At 36.6% G+C, this 18636-nt stretch carries 10 protein-coding genes; all 10 read left to right on the top strand.

Features of this window, described 5'->3' with window-relative positions; all coding sequences use genetic code 11:
* Positions 1–5 precede the first annotated feature (5 nt).
* The 10 genes from ACHRVZ_RS01580 to ACHRVZ_RS01535 all read left to right on the top strand — a co-directional run bounded on the left by ACHRVZ_RS01580 (position 6) and on the right by ACHRVZ_RS01535 (position 18592).
* A complete protein-coding gene (locus ACHRVZ_RS01580) occupies positions 6–1655 on the top strand; it encodes a DUF5123 domain-containing protein (RefSeq protein WP_395420334.1) in 1650 nt (549 codons plus the stop codon).
* 176 nt (positions 1656–1831) lie between these two features.
* Entirely contained in the window at positions 1832–3475 is a 1644-nt protein-coding gene (locus ACHRVZ_RS01575) for a glycoside hydrolase 43 family protein (RefSeq protein WP_395420332.1), read from the top strand.
* 3 nt (positions 3476–3478) lie between these two features.
* Positions 3479–4702 carry a glycoside hydrolase family 105 protein gene (locus tag ACHRVZ_RS01570; protein ID WP_395420330.1) on the top strand — a complete coding sequence of 408 codons (1224 nt, stop codon included), beginning with the start codon at positions 3479–3481 and terminating at the stop codon, positions 4700–4702.
* Between the two features lie 23 nt (positions 4703–4725).
* Complete coding sequence (locus ACHRVZ_RS01565; protein WP_395420328.1) at positions 4726–6420, top strand: glycoside hydrolase family 28 protein; 1695 nt, start codon at positions 4726–4728, stop codon at positions 6418–6420.
* A gap of 142 nt (positions 6421–6562) precedes the next feature.
* The gene (locus ACHRVZ_RS01560; protein WP_395420326.1) at positions 6563–7558 is read left to right on the top strand and encodes an alpha/beta hydrolase fold domain-containing protein; all 996 of its coding nucleotides are present in this window, start codon (positions 6563–6565) and stop codon (positions 7556–7558) included.
* Between the two features lies 1 nt (position 7559).
* A complete protein-coding gene (locus ACHRVZ_RS01555; RefSeq protein WP_395420325.1) occupies positions 7560–8357 on the top strand; it encodes a rhamnogalacturonan acetylesterase in 798 nt (265 codons plus the stop codon).
* Positions 8358–8633: 276 nt separating this feature from the next.
* Entirely contained in the window at positions 8634–15920 is a 7287-nt protein-coding gene (locus ACHRVZ_RS01550; protein ID WP_395420323.1) for a pectinesterase family protein, read from the top strand.
* 85 nt (positions 15921–16005) lie between these two features.
* Positions 16006–16656 carry a hypothetical protein gene (locus ACHRVZ_RS01545; RefSeq protein ID WP_395420321.1) on the top strand — a complete coding sequence of 217 codons (651 nt, stop codon included), beginning with the start codon at positions 16006–16008 and terminating at the stop codon, positions 16654–16656.
* Positions 16657–16803: 147 nt separating this feature from the next.
* A complete protein-coding gene (locus ACHRVZ_RS01540) occupies positions 16804–18027 on the top strand; it encodes an MFS transporter (protein WP_395420320.1) in 1224 nt (407 codons plus the stop codon).
* The gene (locus ACHRVZ_RS01535) at positions 18020–18592 is read left to right on the top strand and encodes a Crp/Fnr family transcriptional regulator (protein ID WP_395420318.1); all 573 of its coding nucleotides are present in this window, start codon (positions 18020–18022) and stop codon (positions 18590–18592) included. Before ACHRVZ_RS01540 ends, ACHRVZ_RS01535 begins: the two co-directional genes overlap by 8 nt.
* Positions 18593–18636: the final 44 nt, after the last annotated feature.

Here is an 18636-nt window from a genome sequence, read left to right as displayed (position 1 = left end):
ATAATATGAAAAACTTTAGAACATTAATTTATATTTTATCATTTATAGGCTTAATTGTCTGTGGAGAAATGCTAAAATCCTGTGCAAATGATGAGTTTCGTTACAAACCCGTTGAAGATTTATTTCAGCCAAAATTTGTACTTACAGCACCATTAGTAAAAAGTAATTCGATTGCAGTAGTATGGTACAAAGTAAATGATGCAGCTTCATATACTGTAGAATTGCATTTAGACAATTACTACAAAAGTCTTTATAAGTCGTATACAATTACAGAAACGCAAATTCTGATGGATGATATTCCGTATAAAACACAATTTTACATCAGAGTAAGATCAAATCATGTCAACGGAGATCATAATTCACAATGGTCGTATACAAATGCTCTTACAGAAGATCGTCCGGCATTTGATCCTATTTTACAGCCAGTAGTAAAAGTGAATATTACAGAAACAGATGTAACTGTAAATTGGTTAGTTTCTTCTAAAAATCCTGTAGATAGTATCTCAGTTCAGCCTGCTCAGTCTTTAACGCTTCCTGCAATCGGACGTAAATTAACTGCTGATGAAATGAGCAAAGGAGAAGCAAAAGTTGTTGGTTTAGAAAAAAACACCTTGTATAATTTAAATATCTACGATACCAAGAAACCAAGACGTTATGATAAACCCTATAATCAGGTTTCATTCCGTACAGCCGGACCATCTATTTCGACCATTATTGTTACAAAAGGAACAGATTTAGATGCATTGCTAAGAACCAACAATGATGATCCAACCGTTCCAGAGGGAACAGAATATTTCCTGGAAGCAGGTTCATTGTTTAAAATTACTCCGTTTACCATCTCAAAAGGATTCAAACTAACGGGAGGAACTCAAGGAGAACGTCCTCAAATTGAAATGAACGGAAACTGGAACATTACCGAAGGATCATATTTATCTTCTCTAGAGTTCGAAAACATTCGTTTCTATCAAACCATAGATGCGGGGTATTTCTTTAATAGTGGTACTGCATGGAAAGTAGACAAAATAACATTCTACAATTGTGTATTCAATTATTTCAAACGTGGTTTCTGGAGACATCAAGGTAACGGAAAATACAAAGAAATTGGCGAGTTTAACATGAGTTATTGTACGTTTGATCAGGATGGAGGACACACAGGACCTTACGGAACATTTGCTTTTGGTTCTGCCGGAGCAGATAATGTCAAGAAAGCAATTTTCTTCAATTGCACTTTTATGAGAGATTACTATCAAACAACAGATAAAAACCGAAACTTTAAAAACCTTTTCGATTACGGAACATCGGCATATCCAATTCATTTAGAATATGAAAATGTTACTATTTACGATTACGCTTACAACAGAGCGTTAATAAATATTCCAAACGCAGTAGGATCAACGCTAATATTCAAAAAAGTATTGTTAGCGTCAGCTTGCGGTAAAGTTATTCAGGCAATTGGAGCAAATACAACTTCAACATACGAGAATAATTACACCACAACAGATTATCTGCTTGGATCTGCCGCAATAAAAGGAACTGATTTAGGCATTAGCGCGCAAAATTTGTTTGTCGATGCGGCGAACGGAAATTTAATGATTAAAGATTCTAATTCTCCAATTGTTACCAACAAAATAGGAGATACTAGATGGCTGCCATAAGTTTTGTTAATTAATTAAGTGGTTTCAGTACTAAGGAAGTATCCTTGTGGTTGAGGATACTTCTATGTACTGTTCAAAACGTAGTTAATTAAAAGAAAGTGAAATTTTAAAACAGCACGGATTTTTAATCCTCAATGTTTTAAATCAAAGAATTATATCAAAAAAACAATTAAGAAATGAAATTCAAACAATTACTGCTTTCCCTCGGATTATTATGTTATTTGGGAGTAGAAGCTCAAGGCTGGAATGCCGATTTAGGAAATGGAAAGTATAAGAACCCTATTTTACACGTAGACTACTCGGATCCCGATGTATGTGCGGGTAAAGATGGGTATTATATGACCGCGTCCAGTTTTAACAGCATTCCCGGGCTTCCTATTCTACATTCAAAAGATCTGGTGAACTGGGAGTTGGTTGGATATGCATTGCAAAATCAATTTCCGATAGAGCATTATCGTACCGTTCGCCACGGCGACGGAGTTTGGGCGCCATCTATTCGTTATCACAATGGAGAATATTACATCTATTGGGGCGATCCTGATTTTGGTATTTATATGGTTAAAACCAAAGATCCAACAGGCGTTTGGGAAGAACCAGTTCTCGTAAAAGAAGCAAAAGGAATTATTGATACTTGTCCGTTTTGGGACGAAGACGGAAAAGCGTACCTGTCATATGCTTTTGCAGGCAGTCGCGCCAATGTAAAAACCGTTTTAATGCTCTCTGAACTTACACCAGACGGTACAAAATTAATTGGTAATCCAGCATTAGTTTTTGACGGCCATAACGGTCATACAACAGTCGAAGGTTCTAAGATGTACAAACGCGATGGTTATTATTGGATTATGGCTCCTGCCGGAGGTGTAAAACCAGGATGGCAATTGGCTATGCGTTCTAAAGAGGTTTGGGGACCTTATGAGTCTAAAGTAGTATTACATCAAGGAAATACAGTAATGAACGGCCCACATCAGGGAGGTTATGTTGAAACACCAAATGGTGACGGTTGGTTCATACATTTTCAGGATCGTTGGGCATACGGACGTGTTGTTTGTTTACAACCCGTTACCTGGAAAGACAATTGGCCAATTATGGGCGTAGATACAGATAAAGATGGTATTGGCGAACCGGTTATGGAGTGGACGAAACCAAATGTTGGAAAAAGCTATCCTGCAACTCCTTTGGTTTCTTCAGATGAATTTAACGCACATCAATTTGGATTACAATGGCAATGGCAAGCCAATCAAGATCCAGCTAAACATTGGGGATGGTCATCGGCTAATTTGGGATTTATGCGTCTTAATTGTGTTCCGCGCGATGAAACCATGAAAACCATGTGGATGATACCGAATCTTTTACTGCAAAAATTTCCCGGGGATAATTTTACAGCAACTGCAAAACTTACTTTCGAAAATAACCCTGAAGCAGGAGTTAGTAATTCAGGTTTGATTGTATTTGGCGAAGATTACGCTTACATCGCAATTGAGCAGGATAAAGCCGGGAATTTGAATTTGACACAGCGTTTAATGAAAAACGCCCGCACATCTAAAGAAGGAGAAAAAGAAATTGCCACAGTTCCAATCACTAAAAAAGAAGTCTATTTGCGCGCCAAAGTAGAAATGATTCAAAACAAAGAACCTTTTGATGCCAGAGTTGCTTTTTACTACAGTTTAGACGGCAAGAGTTTTAAAAAATTAGGAGATTCATTTAAGCCAACAGCAGGAAGATGGGTTGGTGCAAAAATTGGTCTTTTTGCCTCAGGAACAAAAGCGGTTAATGATAGCAGTTACGCAGATTATGATTGGTTTAGAGTAGAAAGTAATTAAGATATGATACAAAAAATTAAATATTGTTTTCTAACCCTTTTGGTTTGCAATTCAGTTTCATTTGGACAATCCAAACCAAGTGATAAAACCGAAACAACACCAATTGAATGGGCAAAGAAAATGGCAGATTCAGATCAAAAACGTGTTCCTAATCCCGTTTATCTCGATGGCGTAAAATTCCCAAAATGGAATTATACCAACGGTTTGGTAACACTTGCGTTTCAGCAATTGTCAGATTATACAAAAGAACAGAAATACTGGGATTACGGACTTTCATACGCAGAACAGCTTATCGATAAAGAAGGAAAAATTCAAGGTGGTTACGAACTCGAAAAATACAGTCTGGATTTAATAAACTCCGGAAAACTGCTTTTTGAAATTTATAAGAAAACAGGAGACGAGCGCTACAAAAAAGCAATGGATACGCTTCATAAACAAATGGAAGGACATCCGCGAAATTCTGATGGAGGTTATTGGCATAAAAAAAGCTATCCGTGGCAAATGTGGCTGGATGGAGTTTATATGGCCGATCCTTTTTCGGCTCAATATGGACAAGTTTTCAATGATCCAAAAGCAATTGACGATGCCATTTTACAGGCCGAATTAATTCAGAAACACACTTTTGATCCCAAAACAGGTTTGAATTTTCATGGTTATGATGAGAAACGAGTTCAGTTTTGGGCAAATAAAAATACCGGAACTTCTGCGCACGTCTGGGGGCGTGCGCAAGGTTGGTATTGCATGGCTTTGGTCGATATTCTTGACTTCGTTCCAGAAAATCATCCCAAACGAAAAGACCTGATCAAGATACTGCAAAAGGTTTTTGAAGCCGTTCGCAAAGCACAAGATGCTAATTCAGGCGTTTGGTGGCAAGTAATGGATCAGCCTGCAAGAAAAGGAAATTATCTCGAATCAACCTGTTCAACAATGTTTGTGTATTCGTTTACCAAAGCCTATAACAAAGGATATGTGGGTAAAAAGTATTTAAAATCGGCACAAATTGGTTTTAAAGGAATCTTAAAAGAGTTTATAAAAGAAAACCCAGACGGAACAATTTCTATTACAAAATGCTGCGCTGTTGCAGGATTAGGAGGTAAAAATCCTGAAGATCGAGACGGTTCATTCGAGTATTATATCTCAGAACCTATAAGAGATGACGATGCCAAAGCTGTTGGACCATTTATAATGGCAGGTATTGAATTACAAAAGCTTTTAGATAAAAAATAATATTTCAAAATCTACAATTGATTATGATAAAAATAATAAGAACAGTCCTTGCTACTGCTTTGATAATTACAGCCCTCTCTTGCGTCAACAAGAAAGCCGGAGTTAGCTTGGCGCCTTTAGAAAAAGAAAGTTCAGTTGCAACAAAGCTTCCGTTTAAAATGCCAGAAATACAGCTTCCAAAATTTAAAACGGATACCCTAAATATTGTCGATTTTGGAGCAGTTCCCAATACCGAAGAACTTTGTACAAAAGCCATTAATGAAGCCATTAATAAATGTTCTGAATCAGGCGGAGGCGTTGTAGTAATACCATCGGGATTGTGGACAACGGGACCTATAAAAATGAAAAGCAACGTTAATCTACATACCAAAAATGGTGCTTATATTTCCTTTACAGGCGACCTGACGCAATACAAACTCATAGAATCTTATTTTGAAGGCAACAAAGTACTTCGATGTGAATCTCCAATTATGGGAGTTGATTTAGAAAATATTGCCATAACCGGCGAAGGTATTTTTGATGGAAATGGCTCGAAATGGCGACCCGTTAAAATTGGTAAAATGACCAGCAATCAATGGGAGGAATTAGTAAAGTCAGGCGGAGTTTTGTCTAAAGATGGTAAAATCTGGTATCCATCAAAAGGAGCTTATATTGGCAATGAAGAAAAGGACAAGCTTCCAAAAGTGCCAACAGCAGCCAATATGGAACCTTATAAGCAAGCATTGCGTCCGGTAATGGTGAGTTTTGTTAATTGTAAAAAACTGCTTTTAGATGGAGTTACTTTTCAGAATTCTCCCGCCTGGAACGTTAATCCGTTAATGTGTGAGCAACTTACCTTAAGAAATTTAACGATTCGGAATCCTTGGTATTCTCAAAATGGAGACGGTCTGGACATAGAATCCTGCCGAATAGGATCGGTAACTAATTGCCGTTTTGATGTTGGAGACGATGCAATATGTATTAAATCAGGAAAAGATAAAGAAGGAAGAGAACGCGCAAAGCCAACAGAATTATTTGTCATTACAGATTGTGTGGTTTATCATGCGCATGGCGGTTTCGTAATTGGCAGCGAAATGTCAGGTAGCGTTCGAAACATCTTTGTCAAAAATCTAACCTTTAACGGTACTGATTGTGGCTTACGTTTTAAATCTGTGAGAGGTCGAGGCGGAGTAGTCGAAAACATTTGGATGGAAGACATACGAATGAATAATATTCCGACTGACGCTATTAATTTTAACTTATATTATTTTGAAAAATCCCTTTCTGAAGATAAACTAACAGGTGAAGTAACAGTTGATAAAAAGCCTGTATCTGAAGAAACTCCGGTATTTAAGAATATGTATTTCAAAAACATTTACGTAAACGGTGCTGCACAAGCTCTAAAGATTATGGGTATTCCCGAAATGCCAGTTGAAAACATTCAATTTCAAAACATGATTATCCGATCAGATATTGGTATTCAGATGAATTACGCCAGTAAAATTGATTTTAAAAATGTCGATTTAAGATTAGATAAACCAGGAATAGCAGTAAGCTTTTCGAACAGTCAAAATATAAATATAGAAGGCTTTAAATCTATTGGAGAAAACCAAATGTTTTGGGTTGGCGGAACTTCAACAAAAGATATATCGTTGCAAACTAATGGCAAGAAAATGATTCTGGATGAAAATGTAAAAGTTTTAGAAGCTATAAAAGATGAGGTGAAATTAATAGAATAGCAATCTCCTTGAAAAGATTTAAGTGTTTAAATTAAATAAAAAAAAGTGTTTTAAAATTGTATAAAACGTTTGTTTGTAAGTGTTTAAATGACTTAGTGTTAAGCAAAGCTTTTATAATTGTTAATGAGTTAAATCAGGAAAAATGAAGTTTCAAAATAGAAATTTAAATGTATTATTTATTTGGGTTTGTATGATTTTCTTTCAAATTGTAAATGCTCAATATTTAAAAGGGATTACAAACGTAAGAGATACTTCTTTTACCAATTCGAGCGCCTTTCAAAAAACGCTTAAATATTTTCCACAAACCAAATTAGTGCCAAAAATGCATTTTGATTTTGTACAGCAAAAAAATGATATTGTGTATTGTACTTACGGTAAACGCAAAATGAAGCTCGATGTTTTTTTTGATAAAAGTGCCAAGAAAAAGCAAACCGCAATTATCATCATTCATGGCGGTGGCTGGCGATCAGGAAACAGACAACAACATCATCAAATGGCGCAAAAACTGGCAAGTTTGGGTTATGTATGTTTTACGCCAGAATACAGATTGTCTACTGAAGCACTTTTTCCCGCGGCAATTTATGATATCAAAACATCCATTCGCTGGATTAGAGAAAATGCAGAAAAGTACCATGTAAAGCCCGATCAAATAGTTGCTCTGGGATTCTCTGCAGGCGGAGAAATGGCAGCTTTTATGGGAACAACCGGAAACATGCCTCTTTTTGAAGGAGAAATAACCAATTCCGATTCAAAATCTCAAGTTAATGCCGTAGTCAGCATAGACGGAACATTGTCTTTTGTACATCAGGAAAGTAGCGAAGGCGATGACAGCAAAAAGATTTCGGCAGGTACCTATTGGTTTGGATATTCAAGAAAAGAGAATCCTAAACTTTGGGAAGCTGCTTCTCCATTAAGTTATGTTAGCAAAGCGACACCGCCAACATTGTTTGTCAATAGTTCAATAGCCCGTATGCATGCCGGAAGAGACGATTACCGAAAGGTTTTAACTGAAAACGGAATCTATTCTGAAGTTCATGAATTCGAAAATTCCCCTCATTCGTTTTGTCTTTTTAATCCTTGGTTTGAACCCACAATTCAATATATCGACACTTTTTTAACTAAAATTTTTAGCAAATAAAATGAAAGCAAAATTACTAATACCAATAATCTGTTTGAGTCTGGGAATCCTGTTTACAGCTTTTGATAAATCAAAATCCAGAACAACAGTTTATTTAATAGGCGATTCGACAATGGCAGATTATGCCAATAATTACGAAGAAGGCAAAGACTATATGAAAACCCGATATCCCGTTACAGGTTGGGGACAGGTTTTTCAGCAGTTTTTAGTCAAAGACAGTCTGAAACAAATCAATAAGCTGATAAAAACCGACAGCGTTTTTGTAGATGACAGAGCAAGAGGCGGGCGCAGTACCCGAACTTTTTTTCAAGAAGGTAGATGGCGTGCCGTATATGAAAATCTTAAAAAAGATGATCTGGTTTTAATGCAGTTTGGTCATAATGATGCTGCCGAAGACAAACCCGAACGCTATGTAAGTCTCGAAGGCTACAAAGAATTTTTAAGATTGTTTATCGAACAAACAAGAGCCAAAGGAGCTAAGCCAATTATTCTAACTCCCGTAGCCAGAAACTTTCCTTGGAAAAATGGCGAATTGCAAAACATTCACGGATTGTACGACCAAGCCGTAAAAGATATTGCAAAAGAGCAAAATGTAATGCTTATCGATTTAAACCAAAAATCAATGCAGTTTTTTACTAAAAAAGGACAGCCTTATGTGACCGAAAACTATTTCATGAATTTTTCCGCAGGTTTATACGAAGCTTATCCTAACGGTCAAAAAGACAATACGTACTTTCAAACCAAAGGTGCTGTAGAAGTTGCAAGGCTTGTTTTTGAAGGAATGAAAGAATTAAAATAATCTAACCGACTATAATTCATGATTTTTTTTAACACATAGAAACATAGGTTTTGTATAAAAAGAGCATAAAAAAGAAACTAGTTTCTAGCACATAGCCCGCTATGTTTATTTAAACAAGTGAAACGCCTTTTTTAAGCGTCCTAAATCTATCCCGAAGCGTCAGGACTATGTGTTAGAATTTATTACACTCTAAAATAAAAATTATAAGAATAAAACAATTTAGACAGAAGGAGAATCTCTTTCGAACACTTTTACTAACCAAACCATAATAACCAAATGAAAAAACAATTCTTTATTCATCTTTACCTCATACTGTTTACAGTAATGGGGTTTTCGCAAACAATTGAAAAAATTGAAGCCGAAACCTTTAATCAGTCTTCGGGCGCGAGGGCCGAAACCAATGCTGCGCTCTCGGGCACAGGAAATGTAGGTTACATTAAAAATGGCACCTGGGTAAAATTTAACGCAATGGCGTTTACGGAGTTTGTTACTCGTTTTGATGTAACTGCCGCAGGCGCAACGGGAGGGACTGTCGAATTTAGATTAGGCTCAGCAACCGGAACTTTAATAGGAACTGCAGTTGTATCAGGAAGCACAAGTTTTACCAATTACAAGAAGTTTTCGGCAGCTATTACGCCAACAACAGGAACTTTCGATTTGTATCTTGTTTTTACAGGACCGGGAACAGGTTATTTGTTTAATGTCGATTATTTTGAAAAAGTTACCGATAATCCAAACGCTGTAAATTTTACCTTAACAACAAATGTAAGTCCGGCATCATCAGGAACCATTACGCTTAATCCGGGAGGAACTACATTTGCTAAAGGAACCGAAGTAAAATTAACCGCCAGCAAAAACTTTGGTTACAATTTTAAACAATGGGTAGATGATAAAGGAGCTTTGGTTTCGACCGCAAATCCGCTAACATTTACCGTAAATGCAAACGCTACCCTTATTGCACAATATGATCCTATTGCAACTTATACACTAAATGTAAGCGTTAACGGTGCATTTGGATTAGGCGATTACGCCATTTCTCCAGCAGGGAAAGATGGCGCATTCTCAATATACGAAAGCGGAACTAATGTTACAGTAACTGCGATTGAAAACGACATTATCAAATTCAGTAATTGGTCTGATGGTTCAACAGCGTTGAGTACATCAGTTGTAATGAATCAAAACCAAAATATTACGGGAACTTATGCTAATCAGAATTTTATTGCAGGCTGGACTTTTAAAAACGATCAATATGCCAATCCGCGAGTAGCAGAACTGTATTCTAAAGTAGAAAACAAACCTCAATTGTTTGCTTATAATGTTGCTGACAATGTTTTTGCACCAAATGTAAGACTTCAGAACAGAGGCGGTAAAAACGGCTTTTGTGTATGGAATACAGAGCGAGGTCAGCTCTTTTATTTTATGACAACACTTTCGACAGTGGGTTATAAGAATATCAATGTAGCTTCGGGACTTCTGGGTTATTATTACGGATGCGATGAGTGGACTTTTCAATATTCACTAGACGGAGTAAACTTTGTAAATGTTTCGGCATTAACCACCATAAATACCAATACGATTACCAATATTGGCGGAATTCTTCCGGTCGAAGCAGAAGGAAAAGATAAAATATACCTTAGATGGTTTCCAAACACTAACGGTCCAAAACACGGATCTGCCACGGATGTAACCGCTACAATTTTATCGAATTTAATGATTAAGGCCGATGAGGTTTTGGTTTTAGATACCACAGCACCAGTTCTGGAATCTTCGTTTCCGGCAGAAGCAGCAAATTCTGTTGGTGCCAACGGAAATATTATTCTGAATTTTAACGAACAAGTGCAATTAGGAACAGGACAAGCCGTATTAAACGGAAAGAATCTAAATGCCGAGTTTGTAAACAAAACGGTTAAGTTTAGTTATTTCGGACTTGAGTATAACAAACAATATACTTTTACTATTCCGACAGGATTTGTAAAAGATCTTTCCGGAAATAATGGCGCAGCAATAAGTTTATCCTTTAAAACAATGGAAAAACCAGTTCCTGCCAAACGTAAATTTGATTTGATTGTTGATGCAAATGCAACTGCCGAACAGCTTGCTACAGCAAAATATGTTAAAACAATAGCTGAAGCCTTTAATGCAGCGCCATCAAATTCAGCATCGAGATTTTTGGTATTAATTACCAACGGAACATATAATTTGGGAGGCGACGGCACAAATCCACAAGGTATAGTATTGCAGCTTCCGTCAGGTAAAAACAATGTTTCTTTAATTGCACAATCCAAAGACAAAGTTATTCTGCAGGGAAATCCTGCTCAGGGAATTAAAAACGCTGTACTTTCTATCGAAGCCAATGATTTGTACATGGAAAATGTTACGATAGAACACAAAGACGGAATAATTAATTCTGGACAAAAACCTGCATTGAATCCTGCCGGAGATCGAAATGTTTACAACGGAGTTCGATTAAGAAGTAAACAAGATACTCAGGTTACAGGAGGAAAAAGAAGTTTTTATTATAAATCTACCATAGAGGGAGATGTTGATTTTATCTGTGGAGGAGGAACACATTGGTTTGAAGAATGTAAACTGGTTTCTGTTGCGGGTGGTTATATTGTAGCGCCAAACCACGATGCAGCCACGCAATACGGTTATATTTTTAATAATAACACCATTACTGCGACGACGAGTTATTATCTGGGACGTCCTTGGCAAAATGCACCAAGAGCAGTTTATTTAAATACAAAAATGATAAATGAGCCTAACACACTTGGATGGGCAAATATGGGGACGTATCCGGCACTTTTTGCAGAATACAATAGTGTAAACGGAAACGGTGTAGCGGTTAATACCGATAACAGAACAAATACATTTACTGTAAATGGTATTGCTCAAACAGGAAATTACAATCCTGTTCTAACAAAAGCGCAGGCAGATGAATACACCATAGAAAACGTTTTGAGTGGAACAGACAAATGGGATCCGCGTAGAATTGTAGAACAAGTTACAAAACCATCAAATGTTATTATTGCAGAAAAAAATACTTTAAAATGGGATGAAAACCAATATGCAATGTGTTACGTTGTGAGTAAAGATGGTAAAATTCAAACCATTACAACCGAAGCAAAATATGTAGACGTTGCTACAGATGCTGGTGCGCATGTGTACACGATTCAGGCTGCAAACGAATATGGCGGATTGAGCGATATAAGTACCATTAGCATGACAATAAATGGAGGAGCAGTAAAATCGCCTATCAATTATATCAATTCAATTGATGGTTTAGGATTAACTGGTTTAGCTCCGTTAGAATATACTGAAGGTACTTTGCTAACATTGCCAATACCAACTCTAAAGGGATATACATTTTATGGATGGTCAAATTCGGCAACCGTGGCAAATAGCCTAAAAGAAATTGTTTCAACAGCAACAGGAAATCAAACTGTGTATGCTTTTTGGGGAACATCAGGAAATAATAAACCTGACGAAGTAATTCCGCCAAGTAATTTTAATTACGAATTTACAGCGGCTTTAAACAAAAACTGGGACAACGCAGCGAATTTTAGTCCTGCAGAAATGCCAGTGGCAGGAAAAACAGTTTCGTCTACAAAAGAAATCGAGACAACTGCTACCGTTTTTCCGGCAGATATTACGTTTTCCGGAGCAGGAACGCTTCGATTAAGAGGTTCGCATAAAGCGACAGGAAATTTAATTTTTAAAGATGGAACTCGCGTGTATTATAACACAAGCGGAGCAGGAATGACTTTAGATGCGCCAATAGTAATTTCGGGAACTGTAAAATTCGAAATGATCTCTGGTATTGCCAATCAAACCGTAATGACTTTGAGCGGACCAGTTTCCGGTAGCGGAACTATTCTTCCGGTAAATACAGGTCAGGGAGTTAATGCAAATACAGGCGTTTTACTTTTAAAAGGAGACAACAGCGAGTTTATTGGAATTTGGGATTTAACTCAAAAAAGTACAAAATTCCCAGCGCTAAATTATCCAACTGCAATCGAGGGAGCTTCGGCAAATGCTTTTGGTTCAGGAACCATTAATGTTGCTCAGGATAATACTGTGATTTTTAGCCATGAACGTGCCGCAGGATCAACTTTAAGTTTAAATATTTCAGGTAATGGAAAAGCGGTTTTAAGTACGGTTTTAAACGTACAAAAACTGACTCTAAACGGAGTAGATTTTAAAGATGGAGTTTACGATAAAACAACCAATCCGGAGTTTTTTACAGGAGAAGGAAAGATCGAAGTTAAAAAAGAAGCTACAGGCGGAGGCACAGAAACTGTTCCTGCATTTCCTGGAGCCGAAGGTTACGGTAAATATGTAACCGGTGGACGTGGCGGAAAAGTTATTTATGTAACCAACTTAAATGATTCCGGAACAGGTTCATTGCGTGATGCGATTAATCAAGCCGGACCAAGAATTGTGGTTTTTAAAGTATCTGGAAATATCGAACTAAAAAGCGAATTAAACATTACAAGTAATATTACTATTGCGGGGCAAACAGCTCCGGGTGGAGGAATTACATTAAAAGATTATAACGCTAAGGTAAGAGGAGATAATGTAATTATTCGTTATTTACGCTTTAGAATGGGAGATACTAACGACGTAGAAAATGATGCATTAGGCGGACGTTTTCAAAAGAATATCATTGTAGATCACTGTTCGATGAGTTGGTCAACAGACGAATGTGTTTCTTTCTATCAAAATACAAACTTTACAATGCAATGGTGTATCATTTCTGAAAGTCTTCGTAACTCCGTTCATGCCAAAGGAGCACACGGTTATGGAGGTGTTTGGGGAGGTAAAAACGCTTCATTTCATCACAATTTGTTAGCGCACCACGACAGCCGTAATCCAAGGTTAGGAGAATATGCGAATGATATTTTTGCAAAAACAGATTTAGTTGATATTCGTAACAACGTAATTTACAATTGGGGAGGAAACAGCTGTTATGGTGGTGATGCCATGAACGTGAATTTAGTAAACAATTATTGGAAACCAGGTCCCGGAACTTCAAATGGAACAAAAGAACGTATTTTATCAACAGGCAGAAGTTTAGACACAACCTCGCCATTGTACGGTATTTGGGGTAAATATTATGTAGATGGCAACTATGTTGTAGGATCTGACAGAGCCAGTAAAGATAACTGGACTTATGGAGTTTACAGCCAATTTCATAGCAGTCAATTACCAGTAAGCGATGCCGATAAAGATGAAGTGAAAATTGAAGCACCGCATCCTTTTGGAGAAATAACAACTCATGTTGCAACAAAAGCATACGAATTGGTTTTAGAAAATGCCGGAGCAAATCTATACAGAGACGCCGTAGATAAAAGAGCAGTTGACGATACTCGTTCTGGTAAAGCAACTATTATGAACGGTGGGAACGGAAGCACAAATGGCTACATTGATACACCGTCGGCAACAGGAGGATGGCCAGTTCTTCCTACTGGCGAAGCGCCTTTGGATACAGATGGAGACGGAATGCCGGACAAATGGGAAACAGAGAAAGGATTAAATCCTGCAAGCTCTGCCGATGGTAACCTAAAAACAGTTGACGGTATTTATACCAATGTCGAAGTGTATATTAACAGCCTTGTAAGTCATTTAACGGCAGTTCAAAATGGTACATTAGATGTGTACGTAAATCCGCAAAACTTTGTAGAAAAATACAATGCTGCCGAAGATGGTTCAAAATTCATTATGGCTAGCGGAACTTATACTACAACTACAGATCTTGCTGTTAAAAATCATAAATACACATTTGTTCCAGATGAAAATGCAAAACCAGTTTTTGCAGGAACATTCTATTCAGAAAATCCGGAAATCTTTTCAGGAACTTTCAAATTTGATGGAGTAGATTTTGATTTGACAAATGCGAATTTTATGCAATTTAAAAAAGGCGCAGGTTTAGCAAGTTTGGAAATAAAAAATGCTGCTATAAAAGGAATCAAACAAAGTTTATTAGTAACGGAAGGAACTAGCGAAAATCCGATTTCGAAAATTGCTTTAGACAATTGTATAATCGACGGAAGTTCTGCTGAAGGCGGAAATTTCATTCAGCCGGATTCACGTATTGTAAATTCAGTTTCAATTAAAAACTCGACGATTTTCAATTACACCAAAGGAAACAATTTCTTAGCGTTACAGAAAAAAGATGCCGCAAACGAGGTATTAAATGTTACGATAGAAAGTAATACCATTTATAATGCTTGTAGTCAGGAAGGAACTGCTTTTGTATTTATTGATAATCAGTACAGTGCTACTTCAACGTATACCTTCAAAAATAATATTATGCAGGATGAACGAGAAAATCCTAAAGCGATTAATTTGTTCAGTTCTAATAATGCTAACGGCGCAGGAAAGCTAGTTTTAGATAATAATCTTCTAGTGGGAGTTTCTTCAAAAGCAATTAAAGGGACAGTTACGGTTACTGAAACTAATATTAAGACATTAACAGGACTAGGTATGGCAACACTTTCATATCCTAACCCGGCAATTGGTAATTTTAGCTTCTCTAAAAATTCTCCTTTAGCCAAAGCTTCATTAGAAGGGAATGCTCTGGGAGATCCAAGATGGTTAAAAGCCGATGCTAAGTTTTCGCAAATTAATTACATAAATTCTATCGACGGAAAAGCAATAACACTTTCGCCATCGGAGTATTTAGAAGGGATTGTAACCAATTTATCAACTCCCAAATTAGAAGGATATACGTTTTTTGGATGGTCAGCAACTGCTACTTCTCCCGGATTGCTTAAAACTATTCCAGCAACAGCAACAGGAAACCAAACATTTTATGCTTTTTGGGGCGAAGGCGGAAACAATAAGCCCAATCCAAAACCCATCGTAAAATCTGGAATTAGCTACAATAATTCAATAGATGGAAAACCTATAACAGGTTTAACTCCTTTAGAATATACTGAAGGAACAGCCTTGACGTTACCAATTCCTACTCTAAAAGAATATACATTTTATGGATGGTCAACTTCAGCTACAGTAGCAAATTTGATAAAAGAAATTGCAGTTACTGTAACAGGAAATCAAACGTTTTATGCTTTTTGGGGAAAAGACGGAAACAATAAAGCCGATGAGGTAATTCCGCCAAGTTTCTACAGTGTTTCGTATTTGAATTTACCAACAGGAACAATAAATCCCAATAAAACGAGCGTGCAAACTGGAACTGCTTATACATTAGACGAAGCTGCTTGCGTAGGATATCGATTTTTAGGATGGTATGCTGATAGTTCGTACGGAAAAGAGATAAGTGGTTTTGATATTAAACAAACGGCCAATTTTACGCTTTACGGGCGTTGGAAAAAGATAGGAGATTTTTACGTATATCCAACTGTTGCAACTGGTAAAGCTACCTTAAAATCTACTCTCGAATATGATAATATCGTAATCTTCAGTATGAATGGATTTTTGGTAAAACAAATTAATACAACCGGGTTTGAAACCGAGTTTTCTACCTCAGACTTAGCTTCAGGAAGTTACTTTGTGAAAAGCCTAAAAACAGGATTATCTACGAGAATTATAGTTAAATAAGTTTAATAATCGGGGATAAGAGTTTCGTCTTTTGTCCCTAATTATCAAAACGAATTCGCAAGTATAAAAATTTAATCATATCAATATGAATTATAGTATCAAATTATTAGTGCTAATTTTCATTGCGTTATTTTCGTCCTGTTCAAGCAGCGACGACGAAAATTCGAATGAGAATGCAAATAAGGGTTTTTTAAAAATAGGCGATCAAAGCGTTGAATTATCACAAGGTTATCTTGAAAATTACGGCGTAAGAGGCAATGCCTACAATATTGATTTTTCGTTAAAATCGAAATCAATTTCCGGAACCGAAGATGGAGCAGTTGTTTATTTTGAATTGTTTTCGTCACTTCAAAATAATTTAGCCAAAGGAGATTATAGTTTTGGAGGTTACTCAGAAGCTACCGCTTATACTTTTACAAAATGGGGACAATCTTTATTGGGTAAAAATATCAATTCTGAAAAAGGAGGAATGGCAGTTAAAAATGGTATTAGCATAAAGCCTACTAGCGGAACTTTTAAGGTTATCGAAAACGGTCAAACCTATAAAGTTAGTTTTGTTGGAAAAGGAACTGCAAGTTCTTATAAAGATGGGGTATTAACTTCTACTGTAAATGATGTTAGCTTTAGTATGCAATATCAAGGAGATGTAAAGCGATCTGAAGCTAAAACTTTCACCGCTAAAAAAGCATTTTCTGGAGAGAGATTAGAAAAAGACCATTGGGTTCTTTTTAATTAATTTCAAAAAAACATTAACATAAACAGAAGTCAACTTGAAAAATTGGCTTCTGTTTTTATTTTTAAAAAAGTCTCGATTTTGACGTCGGTCAATGTTTTTTGTTTTTACCGATAGTAATTTTGCCCAATAAATTTATTATCACAACAAATGTATACAATAGCAGAAACAGAAACTAAAGCCATCAAAGCTACTCGAACTAAATACCTCTTAACTATAGCGGGTATTATTTTTAATATATTTCTTATAATGGGTATTTCTCTTGGAGTATTACCTTTTTTTGTACATGACACTTTAGGTTACAGTAATATTATAGTTGGACTTGTAATTGGTATTCAATATGCCGCCACGTTATTTACGCGTCAAAGTGCAGGTAAACTTGCTGATACCAAAGGAGGTAAAAAGTCGATTACATTAGGCTTAATACTCAGTACAGTCACGGGTGTTTTATGTGTCGCTTCGGTATTATTAACTTCGCTGCCACTGTTAAGTTTAATCGTTCTGATAATTGCACGTATCATTTTGGGTATTGCGGAAAGCTATATTGTAATTGGGATTTTTGCATGGGGTTTTAAAATAGTAGGTAAAAAACACATCGGGAAAGTGATAGTTTGGAATGGTATGGGCATGTACGGGGGACTTTCTATTGGTGCTCCATTGAGTATTTATTTACAAGGACATTTTTCGATTATTACACCTTTTACTCTGATTATCTTGTTCCCAATATTAGCCTATTTGTCGATGCTAGCCTTACCTCAGGTAAAAATGGAACCACAGGAACATCAATTGTCATTTTTTAAAGCCATTGGTTTGGTTTGGAAATCAGGTAGTGGTTTGGCGCTTGCAAGCATTGGTTTTGGAGGTATAGCATCGTTTATTACACTTTACTTTGCACAGCAATCTTGGGATGGCGCATCGTTTGCCATAAGTGCTTTTGGAATTGGATATATCGGAACCCGTATTTTCTTTTCGGGATATCCTGATAAATTTGGAGGAGCAAAGGTCGCTTTAATTTCACTTATTATAGAAGCTATTGGATTGCTCTTAATTTGGAGTGCCACTTCGGCAGCGATGGGTATTACAGGATCTCTATTAACAGGTTTGGGTATGTCGTTAGTATTTCCTTCTTTTGGACTTATTGCGGTTAACCACGTAGATCCGTCAAATCGCGGAATGGCTATTGCAGCTTATAATGCTTTTTTTGATATTGGTGTTGGTCTAACTGCGCCTGTAGCCGGATTAGTGGCAAGAAACGGTGGCTATAATAATATTTATATAATGGGTGCTGTGGCCGCTGCTATAAGTGCTATCTTAGCATATGCTGAATTAAAAAAGCAAAAGAAACAACCCGAATTTGTTACAAAAAATGGATAAAACAACACTGGCAGAACATATAAAAAGCAGAGTACTATTAACAGAGGAACAGCTCAATATGGTATTGGATTTATTTTTTTTCAAAGAATATCAAAAAAATGAGACATTACTGCATGCCGGTCAAGTAAGCCAGTACATTAATTTTGTTCTTAAAGGATGTTTAAGGATCTATTTTATTCGTGAAGATGGTCAGGAAACCACACGACATTTGGCTTTTGAACAGCAATATGCTACCGGACTTACGAGTTTTATAAAACAATTGCCTGCTGCCGAATTTATTCAGGCGATGGAGGATACGCAGGTTTTTCATATTTCCCGAAAAGATTTTTTCTACCTCTTGGATATTATCCCTGCTTGGGAAAAATATTATCGAATCTATCTTGAAAATGCTTATATGGATAATATTATCATTTTTCAAAGAGAAGTAACCAGAGATGCCGAAATGCGTTATAAAGAACTGGTTAGCCGTAATCCTGAAATTGTAAGCAGGTTATCCAATAAAATTGTGGCTTCTTATCTCAATATGTCGCCGGAAACTTTAAGCAGAATAAAAGGCAGAAAATAATAGTTTGAATGATTGCTATAAAAAGGGTAGAATCACAAAGAAAT

The organism is Flavobacterium sp. FlaQc-57 (assembly GCF_044007395.1).
In the GTDB taxonomy this organism is placed as follows: Bacteria; Bacteroidota; Bacteroidia; order Flavobacteriales; family Flavobacteriaceae; genus Flavobacterium.
The sequence above is the reverse complement of the archived record's forward strand: the minus strand, read 5'-3'. Positions and strand labels throughout refer to the sequence as shown.

Coding starts and splice junctions, on each gene's coding strand:
- ACHRVZ_RS01550 (WP_395420323.1), top strand. CDS start 8,634: ATGAAAAAACAATTCTTTATTCATCTTTACCTCATACTGTTTACAGTA.
- ACHRVZ_RS01540 (WP_395420320.1), top strand. CDS start 16,804: ATGTATACAATAGCAGAAACAGAAACTAAAGCCATCAAAGCTACTCGA.
- ACHRVZ_RS01580 (WP_395420334.1), top strand. CDS start 6: ATGAAAAACTTTAGAACATTAATTTATATTTTATCATTTATAGGCTTA.
- ACHRVZ_RS01555 (WP_395420325.1), top strand. CDS start 7,560: ATGAAAGCAAAATTACTAATACCAATAATCTGTTTGAGTCTGGGAATC.
- ACHRVZ_RS01565 (WP_395420328.1), top strand. CDS start 4,726: ATGATAAAAATAATAAGAACAGTCCTTGCTACTGCTTTGATAATTACA.
- ACHRVZ_RS01545 (WP_395420321.1), top strand. CDS start 16,006: ATGAATTATAGTATCAAATTATTAGTGCTAATTTTCATTGCGTTATTT.
- ACHRVZ_RS01575 (WP_395420332.1), top strand. CDS start 1,832: ATGAAATTCAAACAATTACTGCTTTCCCTCGGATTATTATGTTATTTG.
- ACHRVZ_RS01535 (WP_395420318.1), top strand. CDS start 18,020: ATGGATAAAACAACACTGGCAGAACATATAAAAAGCAGAGTACTATTA.
- ACHRVZ_RS01570 (WP_395420330.1), top strand. CDS start 3,479: ATGATACAAAAAATTAAATATTGTTTTCTAACCCTTTTGGTTTGCAAT.
- ACHRVZ_RS01560 (WP_395420326.1), top strand. CDS start 6,563: ATGAAGTTTCAAAATAGAAATTTAAATGTATTATTTATTTGGGTTTGT.